Here is a 22,516-nt window from a genome sequence, read left to right as displayed (position 1 = left end):
TAGTTATAGAACTTAACTAAATTTTGTCTGCCTGCAAATAAGTCTACGACCAAACTTCTATAACTCTAAAGCTAGATAAATATGCATTATGCTTCTATCTCAAATAGTGCACTTCTTTTAAATAATTTTTAAAGATGTCGCGTTTAAACATTGCTACTCTTTTCTCTAGTTCATATTTCTAATAGATATTGTTCAGTCTTAAAAAATCGTACATATTTAAATTGTAGTTATAAAAATATATTTCACGCCTCAATATATTGAAAAAGTGTGATGGGTTTCAATATATTTGCGTTGCGTAATAATTTTTAATAAATAAAGCGTAATTAATTTTTAATTTATTTCTGATAAAGTTAAATTAGTCACATTTTAAATAAAATTGGTATCTTATTCCTCTGTAGTAATTTTGCAATATAAATATTAGAGGTAAAATAATAAATTACATATTTATTAAATATTTAATCATATATCATATGATGTTTTTATATTACTCTGTTTATTTGTTAATCTTTAATTTTTAAAATTATATAAATATCAATAATTTAAATTAATTGTTTTATCTTTAGATAATTACATGGATTAATATAATTTAAGAATTTTAACTATTACATTATTTAAAATGGTTAATGTGATTTATATCACATGAAAATTAATAATTTTTTTTGATTTAAAATTAATGATTGTTTTTAAATTAAAAATATTGTATCAAATATATATAAACTATTTTATAAATAGGTATATAAAATGAAAAATAATATTTTTAAAATTCTTATTCTGATGGTGCTTTCCACTTCCCCATTATTTTGTTATGCAAATAACACAATAATGATAAGAGGAAATATTGTTGAAGATACATGCTCAACACAGCATAGCGAGATAGAATGTGTTGAGGTAAACAATTTAAATATTAAGCTTGATAGTGAATATTCAAATAAAAATAGTCTTTCCAACCTAGCTCAACATACTGAGAAAATGGACACTAGCATTGAAAGTATAGGTTCTAATCGCAAAGTGGTGGTTATCAACTATCACTAACTTACTAAGGCGTAACTTTCGAGGCTACTCATACAATAAGTATGATTTAAGAGTGATTTGTCGAATTCATCGCACATTTTGATGAATTAAATGATGAGTCGCTCTTTTTTCATAAAAAATGACTATTTGTATGTTTTTTTCTATATACATATGCATAAATTATTCTATATAATTGTATTGTAAGAATTTAAGCTTATTTTTCACATAATTTGTTCAATTCTTTCTTATTTACATAGTGTTCTTATGTAATTTGCTTATCTCTGTATCTCTTCTTTTTAGAAAAAACAAAAATTATTTATAAACAGCTATATAGCCTGTAAAAGGCAGTCATTAAGCATTTATTTTTAGTGCGATTTAATTTTTATTATGAAAAAATAATGTGATCCAGTTTGCATTTTGTTTAAGAAGTGTTAATATCGCCGCATTACTTTTCAAGATGTCAAACACTGGAAAAGTAAGGAAATAAACTTTTATCCAGACTTTTGAGAAAACACTATGAAAAAACTTGCTTTGATCGCTGCTCTTTCGGTTGTAGGGATTGCGAATGCTCAAGCTGCTGATGGTACAATTACAATTAATGGTTTAGTTACAGACAAAACTTGTGACATCGTTACTCCAGCTGGTAAAGACTTCACAGTTACTCTTCCAACTGTTTCTAAGCAAACTTTAGCTGTTGCTGGGGATGTTGCTGGTCGTACTCCTTTCCAAATTAAATTAGCTAACTGTTCTGAAGGTAAAGTAGCTACTTACTTCGAACCAGGTGCTAACGTTGACTTTAATACTGGTCGTTTACTTAACAAAGACGCTACTGGTGCTAAAAACGTTAACGTTCAACTTTTAGGTAGCAACAACAACTTCATCCCAGTTCTTGCTGCTGGTGCAAACGGTGCTCAAGCTAACTCTCAATGGGTTGACGTAGCTGCAGCTGGTAGCGCAGACCTTAACTACTATGCTGAATACTATGCAACTGGCGCTTCTACTGCTGGTAAAGTAAACACTTCTGTTCAATACACTATTATCTATCAATAATTGATGGATGAGAGGGTTTCTATGTTTACATGGAAACCCTCTTTTTGTGACGCTTTCCCGAATCTTTGTTGGTTGAGAACTCGAAAAATGAAATTGAACAGTTATAATTTTTTGTTAGGTTTGGCATTTGCTTCAGCAGTTGTTGCACCTGCTACTCAAGCAGAAATTGTAATTCATGGCACTCGTGTGATTTATCCTTCGGATGCTCGCGAAGTTACACTACAAGTTAGTAATAACGGTTCAAAACCAGCACTTGTTCAAGCATGGCTTGATGAAGGCGACTCAAAAAGCACTCCGGACCAATCAAAAGTACCTTTTATGATTGCTCCTCCTATTTCTCGTGTTGAGGCTACAAAAAGTCAGACCCTTCGTATTACTGCTCTGCCAACAGCTTCTCAGCTAAATCAAAAGCAAGAAACAGTTTTGTGGTTAAACGTTTTGGATATTCCTCCAAGACCAACTTCAAAAACTGAAAATACGACGCCTGATAATTTCCTGCAATTAGCAATTCGCTCACGTATTAAATTCTTTTATCGACCAGCTTCGATTAAAGACGATGCGAATTTAGCAGCTGATAAGCTTCAATGGGTTAAATCTGGTCAAAATTTAACGGTAAAAAATCCAACTCCTTTTCATATCACGATGACTTCTGTTTACCAAAAGGCAGGTGATAAAAAAGTTGATTTATTACCTCAAGGTTTAATGATTAAACCTTTTTCTGAAGAGTCTGTTCAGCTTAAGAATGGCAATCTTCAAGATATGAGTTTTATGAATGTCAATGACTATGGTGGTCGAGTCGAACACCAAATAAAACTTCAGTAATCAGATTTATCTTTTTAATAAATTTAAGCACCTATTATGTGAGTAGGCGGACTTAGTTATGCCAAAAAAAAGGCAAGAATCTTATAAATTATTAAAACGCCATATTTGTTACTACTTGGCTTCTGGTGTTGTCACAATGACAATGCCTGTATTCGTGCACGCTGAAGAAGCAGTCGCGAGTGCTCCTGTAGAAGCTGAATTTGATTCTGCTTTTTTAATTGGCGATGCTCAAAAAGTTGATATTTCTCGTTTTAAATACGGCAACCCTGTTTTACCAGGCGAATATAATGTTGACGTTTATGTAAACGGCCAATGGTTTGGCAAACGTCGTATGTTCTTTAAAGCATTAGAATCAAATAAAAATGCTGTGACCTGCTTTACAGGAAATACTCTTGCTGAATATGGTGTAAAACAAGAGATTTTAGCGCAACACGCTTCTCTTCAAAAAGAAAATAGTAGTTGTTACAAAATTGAAGAGTGGGTTGAAAATGCATTTTATGAGTTTGATAACTCTCGCTTACGTGTAGATATCTCGATTCCACAAGTTGCTTTGCAAAAAAATGCGCAAGGCTATGTCGACCCAAGTCTATGGGATCGAGGGATTAATGCTGCCTTTTTATCTTATAACGGCAGTGCTTACAAAACATTTACTCAGTCTAATGACCAAAGCGAAACAACAAACGCGTTTATGGGCGTGACTGCTGGACTAAATTTAGGCGGTTGGCAATTACGTCATAATGGCCAATGGCAATGGCAAGACACCCCTGCCGAAAATCAATCTAAATCAAGTTACGAAGAAACAAGTACTTACTTACAGCGCGCATTCCCTAAATACCGTGGTGTTTTAACCTTAGGTGATAGCTTTACAAACGGCGAAATATTTGACTCATATGGTTATCGTGGTATCGATTTCTCAAGTGATGATCGAATGTTACCAAATAGTATGCTTGGTTATGCTCCGCGTATTCGTGGTAATGCCAAAACCAATGCAAAAATCGAAGTTCGTCAACAAGGTCAACTTATTTATCAAACAACGGTAGCACCAGGTAACTTTGAAATTAATGACCTTTACCCTACTGGTTTTGGTGGCGAGATTGAAGTTACTGTTATTGAAGCAAATGGTGAAATACAAAAGTTTGCTGTGCCTTACGCATCTGTTGTACAGATGCTACGTCCTGGCATGAATCGTTATTCATTAACTGTAGGTCAGTTCCGCGATCAGGATATTGATCTAGATCCTTGGGTGGTTCAAGGTAAATACCAGCAAGGTATTAACAACTACCTAACAGGTTATACGGGCATACAAGCAACTGAAAATTATGCCGCTGTATTGTTGGGTGCTGCTTTTGCTACGCCAATTGGTGCGATTGCACTTGATGTTACACATTCTGAAGCTGAGTTTGAAAAACAGTCTTCACAATCAGGGCAAAGTTTCCGTTTAAGTTATAGCAAGCTAATTACTCCAACCAACACAAACTTAACACTAGCTGCTTATCGTTACTCAACAGAAAACTTCTACAAATTACGTGATGCTCTACTTATTCGTGATTTTGAAGAAAAAGGTATTAATACCTACTCTGCTGGTCGCCAACGTAGCGAATTCCAAATTACCTTGAACCAAGGTTTACCTGAAGGTTGGGGTAACTTCTATGTAGTAGGTTCGTGGGTTGACTATTGGAACCGTAGCGAAAGTACTAAACAATATCAGCTTGGTTATAGTAATAATTTCCATGGCTTAACTTATGGTTTATCTGCAATTAACCGTAAAGTTGAATATGGCTCAACGAATCAAACACACGATACTGAATATTTAATGACATTATCGTTCCCGATTGATTTCAAAAAGAATTCAGTTAACGTCAACGTTACTGCTTCTGAAGACAGCCGCACTGTTGGTGCAAGTGGAATGGTTGGAGATCGCTTTAGTTATGGCGCTTCAATGTCACATCAGGACTATGCGAATCCATCATTTAACGTAAATGGTCGTTATCGTACTAACTATACAACTGTGGGTGGTTCTTATAGTGTGGCTGACTCTTACCAACAAGCGATGGTAAGCTTAACTGGTAGTGTGGTTGCGCACTCGGAAGGTATTTTATTTGGACCTGAACAAGGCCAAACGATGGTACTTGTGCATGCGCCAGAAGCTGCTGGAGCAAAAGTTAATAATGCTGTTGGTTTAAGCGTGAACAAGGCTGGTTATGCGGTAGTTCCTTATGTTACTCCGTACCGTCTTAATGACATTACCCTTGACCCACAAGAAATGTCGAGCGAAGTAGAACTTGAAGAAACAAGTCAACGTATTGCACCTTTTGCTGGCGCAATTGCTAAAGTAGATTTTGCGACTAAAACTGGTTATGCAGTTTACATTAATAGTAAAACTGTAGATGGCAACAGTTTACCGTTTGCAGCTCAAGTCTTTAACCAAAAAGATGAAGCTGTCGGTATTGTTGCACAAGGTAGTATGATTTACTTACGTACTCCAATTGCTCAAGATCGTCTCTATGTAAAATGGGGTGACGAAAGCAATGAACGTTGTTCGGTTGAGTACAACATTAGTAATCAGTTGCAAAATAAGCAACAAAGCATGGTAATGACTGAGGCTGTCTGCAAATGAAAAGAATATTATTAACAGGTTTCTTATTTACGGCTGGCCTTGGTGTGTATGGTGAGGTTAATGCTGCTTGTACTCCTGAAACTGGATCTGGCAAAGTATTTAAGACTCTAGATGTTCCTATGTCAGTTGGACGTGTGGTAGTTCGCCCAACTGATGAAGTTGGAAAGGTGTTAAGGAAAGCTACCTTCCCCATCAGTTCCAATGGCTCAACTTACTGGTGTGATTCATACGGAGGATATTTAGAAGCTAATCTTACACAAAATTATGCTATTAGCCCCATCGGAAATAACGTCTATTCAACAAATATTCCTGGAATTGGTATTCGGTTATACCGTGAAGCAGAGAATGCTACAAATTTCTCTGGTTATTATCCTTATAGAGCGGCCACTCAAAGAAGTACAAGGTATACCCTAGCAACAGGGTATTTTGTAGTCGAGATTGTTAAAACTGCAACACAGACTGGCTCAGGTACCTTAGTACCCGGTCGTTATAGTGCTTATAATGCCTCTGGATATTCAGCTGTTCCTTGGTTAACAAGTACTGTATATGGTAATGCAATTACTATTGCATCATCTTCGTGTGAAATCCAAGGTAATATTAATAAAGTTGTACAGCTTCCAACTGTTACAAAGGCTGGTTTCAAAGGTGTTGGTTCTACCCAAGGTGAACAAACCTTTGATATGAACATCTTATGTAATGGTGGTATTAACCCAACGGGTTATGAAGAGAAAAACGTCATTAGTTTAACTTACGACTTTACACAAGACGGCACAAACAATCAGGTCTTAGCAAATACTGCTGCCGCATCTGAAAAAGCAAATGGTGTAGGTGTACAGCTATTGTGGAATTATCAAAATAAGAATCAGGTCATCAAAAAAGGCGATAAATTAGCCCTAGGTACATTGTCTTCTAACCAGACACTTCAATATAACGTACCAATGACTGCTCGCTACTATCAAACAGCTGCAAATGTGACTGCTGGTAAAGTACGTGCGATGGCCACCGTAACTATTGAATATGATTAATCATATTCAATAGTTTATAAACCAAATAATTTCAAATACTTAAAAATTAATAATAAGTTTTAATTTATCACTACTTTCTAAAAATTTAATACTTAACTAGATAGGAATATTTTATGAAAAAAATAGGTTTAGTGGCTGTTAGTGCAATTACATTATGTTGGGCAATGTATGAAGTATCTTCTGATAATACGACTACCGTATCGCAGAATGAATCCAGTCAAAAAGTCGCATCTAAAAGCAGTTCATCATCTGTAAAGAATGAAAAATTAGTACCACAGATACTATTAGCTCAAACTAACTCCCTTAATTCTGCCCCAGTGTGTAAATATAGTTTTGATGCGAATCAAGAAGATTTTGATCTTTGGAATGGCGAACATTCTGACTATTTGCCTATGAAAATATTTCCATTGATAAATGGTCAAAAATTTGGTTTTAAAGTGGAGTCTGTCACGGAAGATAATTATGGTTATCTTGATTATAATGCAAAAAGTAAGGCAAAAATGAATTCAACAAGTTATGACGGTGATTTTTTATTGCCTAATAAAGGTATTGTTGCTTTTGAGATGGAGCTTAAAGTCCCCCTACTTTCTTCAAGCAGCTCATCTTACTCAACCGACATCAGTTTTAATGGTGTAACAGATAATAACTATACAATTAGATCAAATTATCATTTTGATATTGGTGCTCAGGATTTTGAGTTTGGTGAAAATCCACCTCGTTTATATCATAGCTTATCATCGGAGGTGGGAGATTATGAACTTATTGATAGTTACTTTAAAAACAAAAAAATGACAGATAACACAAATGAATATCAACGCTTAGGTATCTATATTAATCAGGACACTAAGCAAGTCGGATTTATTTCTAATGGTGTTGATGAAGGATATCAATTTATATTGCCTGGTGCACTACAGAAAATAGCTTTCTCAATGAATGGAAATATAAATATTCTTTCTACGAATTTATTTGGACAAGAGTTGTCTAATGAACTCATTACTGACCGTAATGCACTACAATTTAGCTACCCTCAGGGCACAACAGACATGTGCGGTAATGCCATTTAAGATATAAAACTATAAGTCGTAAAAAAGGGCTGAATCACAGCCCTTTTTTTATTTCATTTAGAAATGAATAACAGTACGAATTGATTTACCTTCGTGCATTAAATCAAAAGCGGTATTAATGTCTTGTAAAGGCATAGTATGCGTTACAAATGGTTCAAGTTGAATCTCACCTTTCATGGCATCTTCAACCATTTTTGGAAGTTGTGAACGCCCTTTTACCCCACCAAACGCTGTTCCTAGCCATTTACGGCCAGTAACAAGCTGGAATGGACGAGTCGAAATTTCTTGACCGGCACCCGCAACACCAATAATGACTGATTGTCCCCACCCACGATGTGCACACTCTAGAGCCGAGCGCATAACATTGACGTTACCAATACATTCAAATGAGTGGTCAACACCCCAGCCTGTCATTTCTACAATAACTTGCTGAATAGGTTTATCGTAATCTTTAGGATTTAAGAAATCTGTAGCGCCAAATTGCTTAGCAAGTTCAAATTTATCTGGGTTGGTGTCTACTACAATAATTTGCCCAGCTTTCGCTTGACGTGCACCTTGTACAACAGCCAAACCAATTCCGCCTAAGCCAAATACCGCAACAGAATCACCTTCTTGTACTTTAGCAGTGTTATGCACAGCCCCAATACCTGTAGTCACCCCACATCCAAGTAAACATACTTGTTCGTGATTCGCTTCAGGATTGATTTTTGCTAAAGATACTTCTGCCACCACTGTATATTCGCTAAAGGTTGAACAACCCATGTAATGGTAAATCGGTTCACCATTATAAGAAAAACGTGTGGTTCCATCTGGCATGACACCTTTACCTTGAGTAGCACGTACTGCAACACATAAGTTGGTTTTTCCAGATTTACAGAATAAGCATTCTTTACATTCAGCTGTATACAGTGGAATCACGTGATCACCAGGTTGAACGCTTGTTACGCCCTCACCCACTTCAACTACTACACCTGCACCTTCGTGACCTAAAATGGCAGGAAACACACCTTCTGGGTCATCACCAGATAATGTAAAAGCATCGGTATGACATACCCCTGTATGGGTAATTTTTATTAAAACTTCACCCGCTTGAGGTGGTGCAACATCAACTTCAACAATCTCTAAAGGTTTTCCTGGGGCAAAGGCGACAGCTGCACGAGATTTCATCTTTGGGTTTCCTTTAAATCATTCGGTATTTATAGTCGAGCAAAATAGATTATATATCGGTAATACAAGAGCTTAATTTTGCTTAAATTAAAATTGGCTTTCATGACAATCCATCACAGCATAGCCAGTCAGGTACGTCTAAGCAAGCCCATGTTTAAAAAAGAAGAAAACCTCTTGCTTGAAGAGGTTTCTTATCAAATCACTTATCTTATAAAAGGGTTATGTTTACTTATAGGTAAATATCTGGTGGATATGGTGTGTTATCGCTAATTGGAGAATACAGCGTATTTTCAACAAAGAAGCCATTTGGAGCCTGAGTGGTATCGATCGTAATTGAATCAAACATAACCTGTGGATAGGCCCAAATAAATTGCTTCATTAAACCTAAAGAAACATTGTTTTTCATGTCACCAAAAATTCGTTGCCAAATAGGTGTTCGATAAGGTTTAGTTTTATCAAACCCATAAATATAGGCAATAGATGCATCAGGAACGAATCCGGAGAGATAGATGACTTTATTTGCAGGATAGCCTAGCCCTTGTATAGGTATTTGGGAAACTGCTTGATGCGGCAAGTCTAAGCGAGCTTCCAATAACCAGTCATAAGCTTCTGTCATCATGTAATCAAAATTAGGATATGAATAATGTTGGCTTGGATAATTAATATAAGTGGCTAAAGTCTGAATCGGAGATTGAATAGAAGGAAAGAAAATAAGGGGGCTAACTTTGGCAGTGGAGTATTTTGCTTTAATGACCGTGCGAATGTCTTGGCAGGTTTGACCTAATTTATTTCTGAGCCATGTTTTAAACTCATCATATGGCGTTCCTGTTTTATTCATTGCTTCATAGATTGTTCCCAAATCTGGTGCATATAAACCTGTATCTGCATTAAAAGCTAGTTTTGTTGGATAGTCATATACACAAGGTAGATTTGTATCGGTGTTATACCACCACCAAGGTTCACCAATCTGCATGTTTACATCACATCCCCCTACTACCATTGCATCTGCAAATTCAATAAAGACTTTACGTAAATATGCCAAAGCATTCTGATGACTTAAACTAAAAAAATAGCTCGGTGGTTGGTAGCCTGTTTTACCCAAATTACTGTTCCAGTCACGCTGTGCCCAATATTCATTGGCCCCCAAGGAATACATTTCAAAGCTTACCCCAAAGATGGGTTGCAGACTGGCGCTATGTAAAGCCTGCGCATATTTCTCATGCCATTTACGCGTACATGAGTTAACGACCGCTTCACCTGTTACCAACGTATCTGGTATTTGCCATTTATTAATATCACTTTTCCATGTCATTTCAGGATAATGTGACATTCCACAATAGTGGTTAACCAAACCCTTATATCCCAAAGTCACCATATTGTTGACTAAGCGCTGAGGATTTAAATCATAGTGGTCGTCATAGCTCGTACAGATACCATAATTGTGCTGAGGGACAACCACACGGCTCAAATTTAACTTCGCATTTGTACCAGTTACAACTGAATTGGTCAGACGAATGTAGCCATCTTCAGGCTGGCTTAGAGGTAATGCTGATTGGCTATTATAATGGCTCGTGAAACCGGAAAATGAAATCCGTTGAATGTTCGTTACCGGAAAGCTATCTGTAGCAGAAAAGCCAGCTTTTACTGTATCCCAGTTAATATGAATATGTGCCGTTCGCGATGAAGGATTATTTGCATAGTTAAATAAGACAACATAGGCAACTTTATCTACACCATTTTCATTATAGTACACCGTTAAAGTGGGCGTTAAACTTGGATTGTTAAGCACTGGCATCGTGGCAGATAACTCAATATCGAAGTCCCAAACCACCCCTGCATAACTATATTTGGTTTGGTACGCTAAAAATTTATGATCTTTAGTATCAGAAGAATCCCACGTAATTCCTACTAGATCATTTGCCATTCGTGCTCTAAAAGAGGCTTCGAAACCATTTCCATAATTCGTAATAGCAAAAGACATTGTTTGTGGGCCATCTATTCTCCAATAGATAGGACTAAACCGATCAATAAGTGTATTTTGAGTGATTGGATGTGGTGATGAATTAGAATTATTTTGTACATTTTGTGAGTTAGTTATCATGTCTACATTCTCTTAATGTATTAAGAGGTTTTATATTAAATAATAATTTTTATTTTATTGTTCAGATAAGTAACAATGAAGTTTAAATTATTTACAGTTAATATTTTTTATAAAGCTCAAAATATAGTTAAACAATTAAACTTAATATTATCCTAAAATATTTTTGCACTGAGGAGATAATAAATGTCAAATTTTATGCAGCCTACTCATTTTAGGATATTGTTTGTATTTACTCCTCTTGTGTTTGCAATCACAGGTTGTAGTGAAACTTTACATTCCCAAAGAACCATACCAATAAAGACATCTTCAGAAAGTATCGCCTATCCAGAAGCTGATACAGTTTTAGGGGAAAAGTTACAGCCTAATGAGGAAGCGTTAGCTCAGAACATAGCTCAAGTCATTGAAAAGTCAATTCGTGAACAATATACGGCGGGAAATGCTTTACGTGATGCACATCCCAAAGCGCATGGGTGTGTTCGAGCCGAGTTTCAGGTCTCAAAAAATATACCTGCTCAGTTTGCTAAAGGCGTTTTTATCCCAGATCAAAGTTATCAAGCATGGATTCGTTTTTCAAATGCGTCTAATGACGCCACGAGTGCCGACATTGACAAAGATGCGCGAGGCATCGCCATAAAACTTTTAGGTATATCTGGAGACAAAATTTTAGAAAGTGAAAAACAAGCGACCACTCAAGATTTTATTATGATTAATCACCCTGTCTTTTTTGCTAATGATGCAAAAAGATATCTTTCTTTTATGAATGATGTGAATAGCCATAATATGATTAGAAAACTTCATATTCCTTTTGCCTTAGGTTTTAAAGGAACTATGAATGCACTAGGAGCACGTAACTCACAAATTGCAAACCCACTCTATGCACGTTATTGGTCTATGGTTCCCTATCAGTTGGGACTTGGCAAAGATCGTCAAGCAGTTAAATATTCAGTACGTGCTTGTTCGGTAGCATCAAATAATCTACCTAAAAACCCTAGTCATGATTTTTTAAGAGAAGCCTTAAAAAATACTTTGCAAAATAATGACGCCTGTATGGAGTTCCTTATTCAGCCGAGAACTTCAAATAAAATGCTAGTAGAAGATGCGATGACAGAATGGGATGAAAAAGCAGCTCCCTTTTATCAAGTAGCAACTATTCACATTCCAAAGCAAAACTTTGATACACCTGAACAAAACCAGTTCTGTGAAAATCTTTCTTTTACGCCGTGGCATGCCTTACCTGAACATAAGCCATTAGGTGCAGTAAACAGAATGCGTAAGGTCATTTATGAAAATATAAGCAGAGTTCGACATGATATGAATTCAGCCCCTAGACAGGAACCTTAAATATTTTATCCCTGATGGTTTGTCTAAGCTAACTACCTTTAGTCAATTCCTTTGCTTGTATCTATAGTAATACGATCAATAAAATCTGCTAACCATAAAACAAAGTCATCTTCACTTTTATGCTTTGGAATCAAACTCCTATCTAATGTAATAGGTAGTTCATTTTTAAAGCTAACAACTGCACCCTCGAAATTCACAAAGTTATATAAAAATTTTAACTCTGTCCCTGCAATGGCTTTTTTGATTTCTATGATGAGAGTATTTAAGTTTTTAAAATGATTGTTAGAGTATTTATATTTAATATTTTTATTAATTTTTTCTGCTAATAGTAAGTATTTTGGCATTTCTATCTCCTTTTTAATTATTTATAAAATATAAGTATAATTTCAAAATTATAAAAATAAGTTTTTAATTTTTATTAAATTGTTTCTGCATTTTTAATTTTAATTGATCAGTTGTGGCGATAATAACAACATATTGTTTAAAAGTGTGATTTATTTTTGCTTTTTTATTCTGATTAAATTAGTAGGTATTAATATTGACTAAAATACTCGGCTTTTAAATTATATTAAATAGGCTCAACATATTTAAACTATTAAGCCTATTTAATTTTTAATGTTTACTTAAGAGGAAAAGCACTCCTTTAAATCTTAAGTAAGTTTGCGGAAGTTCTTCACTCTATGAACTTTCCCACATTTTCTACACTCTTTAATTTCATCGTGAGTTATATCAAAATCATATTCCCAGACATGCATACAGAAAATTTGTCTAAGGTTGTGGAGCATAGACACCTCCTTATAAAAAACTGACTAAGCAGTAAGTTTTTAAGAATATATTTAGCTTATTTAGAAGAATTTTCCTTTTTAGCTTTATCCTCTTTGTGTTTACAGCAATAACCGAAAACAGCACCAGCACTAAAGAAAAACAGAGCTTTGAACATTGGTATCTCCAAAAGATAATTAAGTAAATTAAAAATTAACATTCAAGGTTGTATCTGTTTTTAGGCCAATGGAGCTGATTCTGTGCGTTATGCAAACTTTTGTGAAAAGTTATAACAATATATTTTATAAGAATAAGGAGAGCTAAATTAAAAAACCGCCCCAGAAGGCGGTTGCTGAATTTACAGCGACATATAGAAGTGTAGTGGATGATCACTTCTATATTTTTTGAACTTATTTTTCTTCTTTTATAATTTTAGTAAATGCATCTGATTTGAAATAATTAATAATCATCTCCCCATCATCACTTGTCGATGATGACACTTTAGGAGGTTCGTCATAGTTAAACTTAAAGTCTGGAGGAATAAATTTCGAGATTGGTGGAAGCTTAGCCTCTCCTCCCGTTGTAATTCTTTCGATAAAACCCGCGAGCCAAAGTATATATTCATCTTTATTTTTATGGTTGGGCATGAGGCTCATATCCAACTTAATTGCACACTCTTCTAATGGCTTGGTTAAGCACTCTTCAAAATCTATAAAATTATATTTAAGTTTAAACTTGGTTCCTTTAATTTCTTTGCGGATTACGCTAACCAACTGATTTAAGTTCTCTGCTGAGCTTTCAGAAAATAAATTTTTGTCCTCAATTTTTTTATACACATTCTCAGCAATGATTAAATATTGTGGCATTTTATTTTCTCCCTTTTATTGTCAGGCTACTCACTCAGCCCTTTAAGGAAGTATGATAGATATCATGTTTTCTAATGTAATTGTTGTGCTGCCAATTGTAATTAGTGTATTTTTGTGAAACCTGCAAGCATAACCATCCGAAAAAATTAAAATTAATGCAAACTGAGTCTCGTTTTTAGATAAAAATTTATTCTAATCAAAAAATATTTTTAGCTCATCTAAAGTTGGAAGCTGATTATAAGATTGATCTGCAATTACGGTATTTGCCCAGTTTGTCTTTGAAACTATACAAAAATTAAGCTTCTTTAGAACCTGAATATCTTTATCTAATAGACCTAATGGAATCCACATAAAATGAGTAGTTCCTACCAAATTAGGTACAGGCGATCCACATTTACTACAAAATGAAGATGTGAAGCCTGTTTCTTTTTTATAAGTATGGATAAGCTCAAAACCTGAGAGCCATTCAAATTTATCCTGACTCACTAAAGTTGCTGCATTCGCTCCTGTTCCAGTTTGTTTACGACAGAGACTACAGTGGCAATGGTACACAGTCTTGATTTCGTTAGTGACAGAAAATTTGACTTCACTGCATAGACAAGAACCTACATGACTCATCTCGAGCATCCTTAGAAAATAATATTAAATATAGCACTAGCCTTAAAAAGGTTAAATTTAACTTTATATGTTTAAATGGATATGCTCTCTTAGAAGTGCCTATAAATATAAGGAATTGCTAGAGTTGAGGCTTGGCAGAATGCATTTATACCGTTTAATATGAATTTTGACATATAAATTGAATATAAAAATGCTGTGATGTGCTTATCTTGGATGCGACTTTAAAAGCTTACATGATTAATCAGTTCTATCAGCAGTACAGTAATATGGCATTAAATGCCTGGGGCTTTACACATACACCTTCGTATAACGATACATACGACCCTGATGAGAATGATACAGTGACAAATAGCTTTAATTGGTTGAATGATGGACAAGCTACAGAAAAAACTAAACAAGGATTAACTGCTTTTGTTGCATTGGATGATGCTTTTATCAGTATCGCTTCTCGTATGTATCTGATTAGAAATGCAAAAGAAAAAATCGATTTACAATATTATATTTGGACAAATGATTTTGTTGGAAACCTAATGCTGCACGAGTTATTAACGGCAGCAGATCGTGGTGTAAAAGTTCGGTTACTCATTGATGATCAAAATGGCGTAAAACTTGATGGTGTTCTAAGAAGCCTTCTACACCATCCTAACTTTGAAATTCGTTTATTTAATCCATACAAATTTAGATATATAAGAATCTTGGACTATATTTTCCGGTTCAACAAAGTAAACCATCGTATGCATAATAAATTAATTATTGCAGATGGCGTGATTGCGGTAACAGGCGGTCGTAACATCAGTAGTGAGTACTTTGATGCAAGTAGTAAGTTCCAGTTTACAGATCTAGATATTCTATTTTATGGGCATACAGTACAGCATGCCCAAGCAGTTTTTAATGATTTCTGGCAAAGTGAGTTAAGCCAAGATGCTACCAAGCTGGTCGGGACTTGCGCTGTCCACCACTTGCAATCTTTACGACAGCATTATCATGATTTGCTTCATGAAAGTGAAAATCATACTCAAACCGAAGACAAGCTTTATGATGCTCAGACTTATTTAAAAGAACTTCTAGAGCACTATCCAATTCAATGGTCAAAAGCATATTTTGTCGCAGACTCACCAAAAAAGATCTTAGGAATAGCGTCTAAAGAAGAGATGCTTTATGGGCAAGTTATGGCGATTATGGGTGAACCAAAGCAGCACATCGAATTGGCTTCAGCTTATTTTGTTCCTACACAACAAGGTACTTACTATTTAAAACAGTTAAAAGTTCAAGGTGTTAAAGTCAGGGTTTTAACGAACTCTTTTGCTGCAAATGATGTGGCAATTGTGCACGCTTTTTATAGTCAATATCGAGTCGAAATGCTGAAAAGTGGTGTAGAACTATTTGAGTTTAAGCCATTTTTAGAACGCAGACGTAGAACATGGTATGAAGTGGTAACTGGAAGTGTAATTCCAGCAAAAGGTAAAAATAAATCGAGTTTACATGCCAAATTTTTTGATGTAGATGGGAAAGTATTTATTGGTTCATTTAACTTTGATCCACGTTCGACTTACTTAAATACTGAGGTTGGTCTTGTTATTGAGTCGAGTCAATTACAGGCTCAAATTTCGGTCATGCTCGATCAGCATTTACCTCAAGTCGCTTATCAGCTTAAGTTAAACAGTGAAGGTAAAATTATTTGGTTAGATTATCAGTCGAATGGACAAGTTGTTGAATATGAAAAAGACCCAGATACGAGCCTTTTCCAACGTACAATGATTAAAGCCGTTTCATATTTGCCAGTTGAATGGATGATGTAAGAGACTTCAACTTGGCTTATAAAATCCCAATCTCTTTAAAGAATTTTTGATAAGCCTCAGCTTTTTTCTCTAGTGCCAAAGGATAAGCTCGAGAAGAAGATGGTAAGCGATATAAATTAATATCTCTTCCTGCAAAGTAAGTCGATGTAGATGTCCCTATAAGTGGTTTTTCAGTGTTCTCGGGTAAAACTGAAATTAAGGTATCAGTTGCTTTATCACCAGTGGTCATGATGGTCTGACATAGAGGAATCTGCTGAAGCAAAACTGTTAGATCTGTTGGGGTTACGATTTCAAGAAATTTATCTGCGGCATTCCCCTTCAACCGCTTAATTTGATAAGCCGTGTCAAAGATTGCAATACCTGTTTCAATTAAGAAATTTCGGATACGTTCTTCATTAAAATTTTTTTGGTTTTCACTTAAAAAGTAAGTTTTGTCTTGGAAAAAAATTAAACCAAAAATTCGCCACATGTCATTTTGGAAATTTGGATAGTAAAAATCCATCTTCCATTTATTACGCGGTGGCGGAAAGCTACCTAACATGAGTAAACGCGCATTTTCAGGTAAAAAGGGTTCTAGTGGATGTGTTTCTATCTCAATTATCATAAAAAATCAGTGTTTACTTAAAAACTTTATAAACAAATTACCCTATTTTTTAGTTAATCACGAGTCATGAAATGCAATTTCTCTTAATTAAAGCGTTAATGGGAAAAATCAGCTCTTACTGAAAGACATTGAGGTGACACCTCTGTAGGAATCACCTCAATAATATGTAACGTGTAAGTGAGCTGGTGAACTCAAACTTATTAAGAGTTCAAGACTTTAAAAACCTTACCTGTTCTTGGATGAGCAAAACTGTTATCCGGATCTAAATTAATGACTTTATCCGAAATCACAATCTTAGAAAGTGGCAACCAGCTTTGCTCTTGTTCAGCTTGGACAAAGTTTTTTTCATAAATATTTTCATAAATTTGTTCAACTACAATTTCCATACCACACATACTTTTGGCATTTACTTCTTTTAAAATATGGCGCTTTGACATTCTAGTCTCCTTTTTTATTATCCGCATCGCTAATAATAAAGACTCCACTGATACAATATGTAAATTTTAATAATGAAAGTGTTTTTTTTGTTTTAATCATACTTTTGTAATAATTAAATGAATAGTTGAGTAATTATTAATTTAATTATTATCTTTAAGTTAATCTATTTAAAATAATTATGAGTTTTAATAAAATTAAAGGGTCCATTATTTGAACCCCTTTTTATTTAATTTTAAACTTGTACAGCGTTATCAATTGAGCCGTCATCTTGATTTTGGACCCTGTCTTTACTAGTCACTGAGTCGCTATCGTGATCTGTGTTAAAACTCTTACTGTTCTTTTGCTTCTTCTTGTAGACACACATCCCAATCGCAATACCTGTTCCGATCACTAAAATTGACTTTAACATTTTGCACCTCTTCGATTGACGGAGTAACTTTTGAAAAATCAGCTTTAATTAATAGCACATAATTTGTTATTTAACGGCTTTCATTTGCTCCGCTTTTGTAAGGTATTTAATTTTTATGTTAATTGAATAGTGTAATAGTTAAAAAATAAATTTTGATACAAAGCAAAAAGCCTATTCTATATTTTGAATAGGCTTTTTACTGTATTTCAGGATTAAGCAGTATTATGAATTGCTTTAAGCAATCTTATTATCTTTGAATACACTACAAATGTATTTAATGCTGAAGTTTTAGTCAAGATGAAGTTGAGTGGTTATACCAATAATTAGTAGTTCTTGTGATGGATATCACGTTTATTTGTTTTGGATAAGAAAAAACCCATTTCTACTTCTCATGAAGAAATGGGTAATGTGAAAACCACAAAAGACTTGAAATACCAAATGTTCTTACATTCAGTAAGGTTGAGTGTAGTGAATATACCGAATGGTTGACAATTAAACTATTTGTATTTTTTTTAGTCATTTCGGCCAATAAAAAAACTGTTATGATTCTGTAGATTAACTCTTTTTAGTCATTCATTATTAACCTAAAATTCTATCAAACACCCTCAACCAATTATTAAGACATATATTTTCAATCAGTGTTTTAGAATAACCACGCTGTTGCATACGCTCAATTAAGCGATGTAGCCCTGTCACATCTTCAAGTTCAGTACCAATAAGTGCACCGTCAAAATCAGAACCAAAGCCTACATGTTCTTCGCCCAAATGATCTATTAAATATTCTAAATGTTCTAAAATTACATTGATGGGTGTATCGGCATTGCGCTGTCCATCCGATCGTAAAAACGCGACATCAAAATTTACGCCTACCATACCTTTACTTTCTCGGATTGCTTTAAGCTGCGAGTCAGTTAAGTTACGTGCTTGAGCACATAAAGCATGTGCATTAGAGTGCGTTGCAACAATAGGCTGTTGCAATATATCTACAGTATTCCAAAAAGCTTGTTCATTCATGTGTGAAACATCAATCACCATCTTTTTATCGGCACAGCGTTTTATAAAGTCTTTGCCATCGCTGGTAAGACCTGCTCCAGTGTCGGGTGAATGAGGAAACTTGGCATTTAAACCATGTCCAAAGCGGCTCGGTCTATTCCAAAGTGGGCCAATGCTACGCAGGCCTCTTTCATAAAATACATCGAGTAAATCAGGGTTATGTTGTAAAGCTTCGGCACCTTCCATATGCAATACAATTGCTAGCTTTTGCTCTGCTAAGCAATCTTGAATATTTTGAACCGATGTGCAGATTTTAATATTTTTAGAATGCTGAGCGATTTGATGAGCTAAATCGAGTTGTTCCAAACAAATTTGTTCAATTTGCTGTTGGGTAAAATCAGAAGCATTTTGATCAAATAGCTTATTAGGATGGTTCTGTTGAACATAGCCATACGGAGGTAAAAAAATCGCAAACATTCCTCCTATAAAACCAGCTTCTTGACAGCGTTTTAGATCAAGATGACCCGCTAAGCGTTCATGAATAAAAGCATGTAGAGGATCTGGATGATCACTTAGCCATAAGCGTGTTAAAGCATCATTATGCCCATCAAAAACTGGAATAAGGCTAGGCTTCATGAGCATTCCTATTACTTGCTATATGTCTGTAATTGTGTGAACTGGAATATTTTGTGTGGCACTGAAAGATTTAGAGTTTCTACTATTACGGAATACTAAACTTTGCAGTGGTGCAGCCAACTGACTTTCTGTACGTGCCTGTTCAATCATTTGATGATATGGCGATTTTCCACATACAGGATCGGCATTAGCTGCATCTCCAGTCAACATATAGGCCTGACAACGACATCCGCCAAAGTCACGATCTTTATCTGGGCAACTACGGCACCCTTCTGGCATCCATGCATTACCACGGAAATGATTAAATCCAGTTGATTTGTACCAGATATCTGACAATTTATGTTCGCGGACGTTTGGAAATGAAATTGGCAATTGTCGTGCTGCGTGGCAAGGCAGTGCCATACCATCTGGAGCAACTGTAAAGAAGATTTTACCCCAGCCATTCATACAGGCTTTCGGTCGCTCTTCATAATAATCAGGCACTACAAAAATGAGTTTGCAAGGATGATTTTGCGCTTTTAATTTTTCTCGATATTCATTGGTAATCTGTTCTGCACGTGTCAGTTGCTCTTGTGTGGGTAACAAACCTTGGCGGTTTAGAAAAGCCCAACCATAAAACTGACAAATTGCTAGCTCGACTGTATCTGCATTCAGCTCAAGGCAAAGTTCAATGATTTGTTCAATCTGGTCAATGTTATGTCGATGAATAACAAAATTAAGTACCATTGGATAATCGTATTTCTTAACCAGTCGGCACATTTCATACTTTTGTTCAAAAGCATGCTTTGAACCTGCCAAGGCATCGTTTACCACAGGGTCACTCGCTTGGAAGCTTACTTGAATGTGGTCTAAACCCGCTTGTTTTAGATCAGCAATACGTTGTTCAGTAAGACCCATGCCTGAGGTAATTAAGTTGGTATAAAACCCTTGTTGATGAGCATGTGCAACGAGCTCTTCTAAATCCTGACGTACCAGAGGTTCACCGCCAGAGAAACCGAGTTGAACAGCACCCATCTGACGTGCTTGATCAAAAACATCAAACCACTCTTGAGTGGTCAGCTCATTTTTATGTTGAGCATAGTCCAAGGGGTTTGAGCAATATGGGCATTGTAGCGGACAACGATAAGTAAGTTCCGCTAGTAACCATAAAGGTAGGCCAACACCTTCTGTCATACTAAATCAATCCAGTGCTGCTGCTTTGCGACTAGCATGTAGTCCACTACATCTTGATCAATCTCAGCAATATCACCAAATTTTTGCTTTAACTGGGCAATAATAGCGGACACATTTTGCTGCCCATCAATATATTGTCCGATTGCCCCTGCACTTTCATTTAACTTGATCATGCCTTCAGGGTATAAAATCACAAAACCATTTTGAGCTGGCTCGAACTGAAAACGGTAACCTTGTCGCCATGTCGGAACAAGGTTTAAATCAAACTGCTCTTTATTCATTTAAATAGTCCTTTGTGCCAAACTCGTTTGCTCGTCACAGTGTGATATGGTGCTTCATTGTGAACATGTGCAAGTGTTAAAGCATCTAGAATGCTCCATAAAATATCTAGTTTAAACTGCAATATTTCAAGCATTCGCTCTTGTTGTTCATGAGTTGTAAATGAATCAAGCGTAATTGTTAAACCATGTTCAACGTCACGGCGTGCCTGACTTAAACGAGAACGGAAATATTCATAGCCTTTATCATCAATCCATGGATAGTGCTGCGGCCATGAATCAAGTCGTGACTGATGAATTTGTGGGGCAAAAAGTTCAGTTAAAGAACTACTGGCTGCTTCACGCCACGAAGCACGGCGTGCAAAGTTCACATAGGCATCTACTGCAAAGCGAACACCCGGTAATACCAGTTCTTCAGAAATAACTTGTTCACGACTCAAGCCCACAGCTTCGGCTAAGCGTAGCCATGCTTCTCGACCACCGCCATCTGGATATTCACCATCTTGGTCGATCATACGTTGAATCCATTCTTGACGGACTCGTTGGTCGGGGCAATTTGCCATAATCGCGGCATCTTTAAGCGGAATATTAATTTGATAGTAATAGCGGTTTGCAACCCAAGCCTGAATTTGTTGCTGGGTGGCTTTACCTTCATACATCATCACGTGAAATGGATGATAGATATGATAATACTGGCCTTTATCAATAATGGCTTGTTTGAATTGTTCTGTGGTTAAAGCTTCAGGTGTTTGAGTCATGTTTCACCTTAGAGTTCAATCTGCATGCCGTCATAGGCAACTTCTACACCATTTGCTTTAAGCTCAGCAAACTGGCTAGAGTTTTCATTTAAAATTGGATTGGTATTGTTAATATGAATCAGCACTTTTTTAGGCGTACTCAGCTGATTTAAATAAGACAGTGAACCACCTTCGCCACTAATATATAAATGCCCCATTTCACGGCCAGTTTTAGTTCCAACCCCTGTTTGTTGCATTTCATCGTCTGTCCAAAGCGTACCATCAATCATGACGCAGTCTGAACTCTGCATAATCTGCATGATTTGATCGTCAATTTTTCCAAGACCCGGTGCATAGAACAACTGTTTTTGTGTCTTATGATCTTTGATAATTAAAGCGATATTATCGCCGTCATGTGGGTCATTTCGATGCGGTGAATATGGTGGCGCAGCACTTTTAATAATTAAAGGTAAAAATTCTAAATTTTCGAAACCATCAATTTTAAAGGCTTGTTTAGGATTAATTTCATTGTATTGAAGACCACCATTCCAGTGTTTGAGCATATTAAATACTGGAAAGCCGCTTGTTAAATCTTGGTGGACCATTTCTGTACACCATACATTCATTGGACAACCTTCACGTAAGGTTAAAAGCCCAGTCGTATGATCTAACTGACTGTCCATTAAAATAACGCTTGTTATTCCGGTATCACGCAATTTACGCGCTGGTTGAGCTGCTTTAAATTCGAAAAGTTGCTGGCGGATATCAGGTGATGCATTTAATAAAACCCAGTCTGTTCCATTTTCAGAAACAGCAATTGATGATTGAGTACGAGCTTTGGCTTGGATTGAACCTGTGCGTACACCATGACAATTCGGGCAATTACAATTCCACTGCGGGAACCCGCCTCCGGCAGCTGAACCTAAAACATAAATATACATAAAATTAATATCTTATTAGAAAGAGATAAGCCCTAGAACAAGACTAGGGCTTATGACATATTTG

The 22,516-nt window shown here is 35.8% G+C and carries 21 protein-coding genes; 8 read left to right on the top strand and 13 right to left on the bottom strand.

Going from position 1 to position 22,516, the window contains the following annotated elements; all coding sequences use genetic code 11:
- Positions 1 to 741 precede the first annotated feature (741 nt).
- The 6 genes from ODQ17_RS01720 to ODQ17_RS01695 all read left to right on the top strand — a co-directional run bounded on the left by ODQ17_RS01720 (position 742) and on the right by ODQ17_RS01695 (position 7,589).
- Positions 742 to 1,032 (top strand): hypothetical protein, encoded by a 291-nt coding sequence (locus tag ODQ17_RS01720; protein WP_322901323.1) that lies wholly within the window; start codon positions 742 to 744, stop codon positions 1,030 to 1,032.
- Positions 1,033 to 1,527: 495 nt separating this feature from the next.
- Positions 1,528 to 2,061: a fimbrial protein gene (locus ODQ17_RS01715; RefSeq protein WP_000731817.1), complete on the top strand. Its 534-nt coding sequence runs from the start codon at positions 1,528 to 1,530 to the stop codon at positions 2,059 to 2,061.
- A gap of 87 nt (positions 2,062 to 2,148) precedes the next feature.
- Positions 2,149 to 2,883 carry a fimbrial biogenesis chaperone gene (locus tag ODQ17_RS01710; protein ID WP_004792379.1) on the top strand — a complete coding sequence of 245 codons (735 nt, stop codon included), beginning with the start codon at positions 2,149 to 2,151 and terminating at the stop codon, positions 2,881 to 2,883.
- 58 nt (positions 2,884 to 2,941) lie between these two features.
- Complete coding sequence (locus ODQ17_RS01705) at positions 2,942 to 5,500, top strand: fimbria/pilus outer membrane usher protein (RefSeq protein WP_322901321.1); 2,559 nt, start codon at positions 2,942 to 2,944, stop codon at positions 5,498 to 5,500.
- Positions 5,497 to 6,525, top strand: a complete 1,029-nt coding sequence (locus ODQ17_RS01700; RefSeq protein ID WP_322901319.1) for a fimbrial protein — start codon at positions 5,497 to 5,499, stop codon at positions 6,523 to 6,525. The genes ODQ17_RS01705 and ODQ17_RS01700 overlap by 4 nt, the downstream gene beginning before the upstream one ends.
- Before the next feature lie 113 nt (positions 6,526 to 6,638).
- Positions 6,639 to 7,589, top strand: a complete 951-nt coding sequence (locus ODQ17_RS01695) for a DUF4882 family protein (protein ID WP_322901317.1) — start codon at positions 6,639 to 6,641, stop codon at positions 7,587 to 7,589.
- Between the two features lie 57 nt (positions 7,590 to 7,646).
- On the opposite strand, the gene ODQ17_RS01690 is transcribed toward ODQ17_RS01695, so the two are convergent.
- A complete protein-coding gene (locus ODQ17_RS01690) occupies positions 7,647 to 8,756 on the bottom strand; it encodes an S-(hydroxymethyl)glutathione dehydrogenase/class III alcohol dehydrogenase (RefSeq protein WP_003651772.1) in 1,110 nt (369 codons plus the stop codon).
- 229 nt (positions 8,757 to 8,985) lie between these two features.
- Positions 8,986 to 10,857, bottom strand: a complete 1,872-nt coding sequence (locus ODQ17_RS01685; protein ID WP_322901315.1) for a non-contractile tail sheath protein — start codon at positions 10,855 to 10,857, stop codon at positions 8,986 to 8,988.
- A gap of 183 nt (positions 10,858 to 11,040) precedes the next feature.
- Here ODQ17_RS01685 and ODQ17_RS01680 point away from each other — a divergent pair, with 183 nt between their 5' ends.
- Positions 11,041 to 12,198: a catalase family protein gene (locus ODQ17_RS01680; RefSeq protein ID WP_322901313.1), complete on the top strand. Its 1,158-nt coding sequence runs from the start codon at positions 11,041 to 11,043 to the stop codon at positions 12,196 to 12,198.
- 38 nt (positions 12,199 to 12,236) lie between these two features.
- On the opposite strand, the gene ODQ17_RS01675 is transcribed toward ODQ17_RS01680, so the two are convergent.
- The 3 genes from ODQ17_RS01675 to ODQ17_RS01665 all read right to left on the bottom strand — a co-directional run bounded on the left by ODQ17_RS01675 (position 12,237) and on the right by ODQ17_RS01665 (position 14,453).
- Positions 12,237 to 12,542, bottom strand: a complete 306-nt coding sequence (locus tag ODQ17_RS01675) for a hypothetical protein (RefSeq protein ID WP_322901311.1) — start codon at positions 12,540 to 12,542, stop codon at positions 12,237 to 12,239.
- Between the two features lie 828 nt (positions 12,543 to 13,370).
- The gene (locus ODQ17_RS01670; RefSeq protein WP_005305214.1) at positions 13,371 to 13,826 is read right to left on the bottom strand and encodes a hypothetical protein; all 456 of its coding nucleotides are present in this window, start codon (positions 13,824 to 13,826) and stop codon (positions 13,371 to 13,373) included.
- A gap of 192 nt (positions 13,827 to 14,018) precedes the next feature.
- The gene (locus tag ODQ17_RS01665; protein WP_322901308.1) at positions 14,019 to 14,453 is read right to left on the bottom strand and encodes a GFA family protein; all 435 of its coding nucleotides are present in this window, start codon (positions 14,451 to 14,453) and stop codon (positions 14,019 to 14,021) included.
- Positions 14,454 to 14,653: 200 nt separating this feature from the next.
- On the opposite strand from ODQ17_RS01665, the gene ODQ17_RS01660 reads away from it, so the two are divergent.
- Complete coding sequence (locus tag ODQ17_RS01660) at positions 14,654 to 16,243, top strand: phospholipase D family protein (RefSeq protein ID WP_322901306.1); 1,590 nt, start codon at positions 14,654 to 14,656, stop codon at positions 16,241 to 16,243.
- Between the two features lie 16 nt (positions 16,244 to 16,259).
- Here the strand turns inward: ODQ17_RS01660 and ODQ17_RS01655 are convergent, their stop codons facing one another.
- The 8 genes from ODQ17_RS01655 to pqqB form a co-directional block, all read right to left on the bottom strand.
- Positions 16,260 to 16,847 (bottom strand): uracil-DNA glycosylase family protein, encoded by a 588-nt coding sequence (locus ODQ17_RS01655; protein ID WP_087088664.1) that lies wholly within the window; start codon positions 16,845 to 16,847, stop codon positions 16,260 to 16,262.
- Positions 16,848 to 17,047: 200 nt separating this feature from the next.
- Positions 17,048 to 17,284, bottom strand: coding sequence for a hypothetical protein (locus tag ODQ17_RS01650; protein WP_004792401.1), 237 nt, complete (start codon positions 17,282 to 17,284; stop codon positions 17,048 to 17,050).
- Between the two features lie 233 nt (positions 17,285 to 17,517).
- Positions 17,518 to 17,694 carry a hypothetical protein gene (locus tag ODQ17_RS01645; RefSeq protein WP_004792403.1) on the bottom strand — a complete coding sequence of 59 codons (177 nt, stop codon included), beginning with the start codon at positions 17,692 to 17,694 and terminating at the stop codon, positions 17,518 to 17,520.
- Between the two features lie 579 nt (positions 17,695 to 18,273).
- Entirely contained in the window at positions 18,274 to 19,323 is a 1,050-nt protein-coding gene (locus tag ODQ17_RS01640; RefSeq protein WP_322901303.1) for a dipeptidase, read from the bottom strand.
- Positions 19,324 to 19,341: 18 nt separating this feature from the next.
- A complete protein-coding gene (gene pqqE, locus ODQ17_RS01635) occupies positions 19,342 to 20,496 on the bottom strand; it encodes a pyrroloquinoline quinone biosynthesis protein PqqE (protein ID WP_322901300.1) in 1,155 nt (384 codons plus the stop codon).
- A complete protein-coding gene (gene pqqD / locus ODQ17_RS01630) occupies positions 20,493 to 20,777 on the bottom strand; it encodes a pyrroloquinoline quinone biosynthesis peptide chaperone PqqD (protein WP_004792407.1) in 285 nt (94 codons plus the stop codon). The genes pqqE and pqqD overlap by 4 nt, the downstream gene beginning before the upstream one ends.
- The gene (pqqC, locus tag ODQ17_RS01625; protein ID WP_032006186.1) at positions 20,774 to 21,532 is read right to left on the bottom strand and encodes a pyrroloquinoline-quinone synthase PqqC; all 759 of its coding nucleotides are present in this window, start codon (positions 21,530 to 21,532) and stop codon (positions 20,774 to 20,776) included. Before pqqC ends, pqqD begins: the two co-directional genes overlap by 4 nt.
- Before the next feature lie 8 nt (positions 21,533 to 21,540).
- Complete coding sequence (gene pqqB / locus ODQ17_RS01620) at positions 21,541 to 22,452, bottom strand: pyrroloquinoline quinone biosynthesis protein PqqB (RefSeq protein ID WP_013197932.1); 912 nt, start codon at positions 22,450 to 22,452, stop codon at positions 21,541 to 21,543.
- Positions 22,453 to 22,516 lie beyond the last annotated feature (64 nt).

The sequence above is a fragment of the Acinetobacter sp. IRS14 genome (assembly GCF_034650275.1).
In the GTDB taxonomy this organism is placed as follows: Bacteria; Pseudomonadota; Gammaproteobacteria; order Pseudomonadales; family Moraxellaceae; genus Acinetobacter; species Acinetobacter oleivorans.
This window is presented reverse-complemented; position numbering and strand designations above follow the sequence as displayed.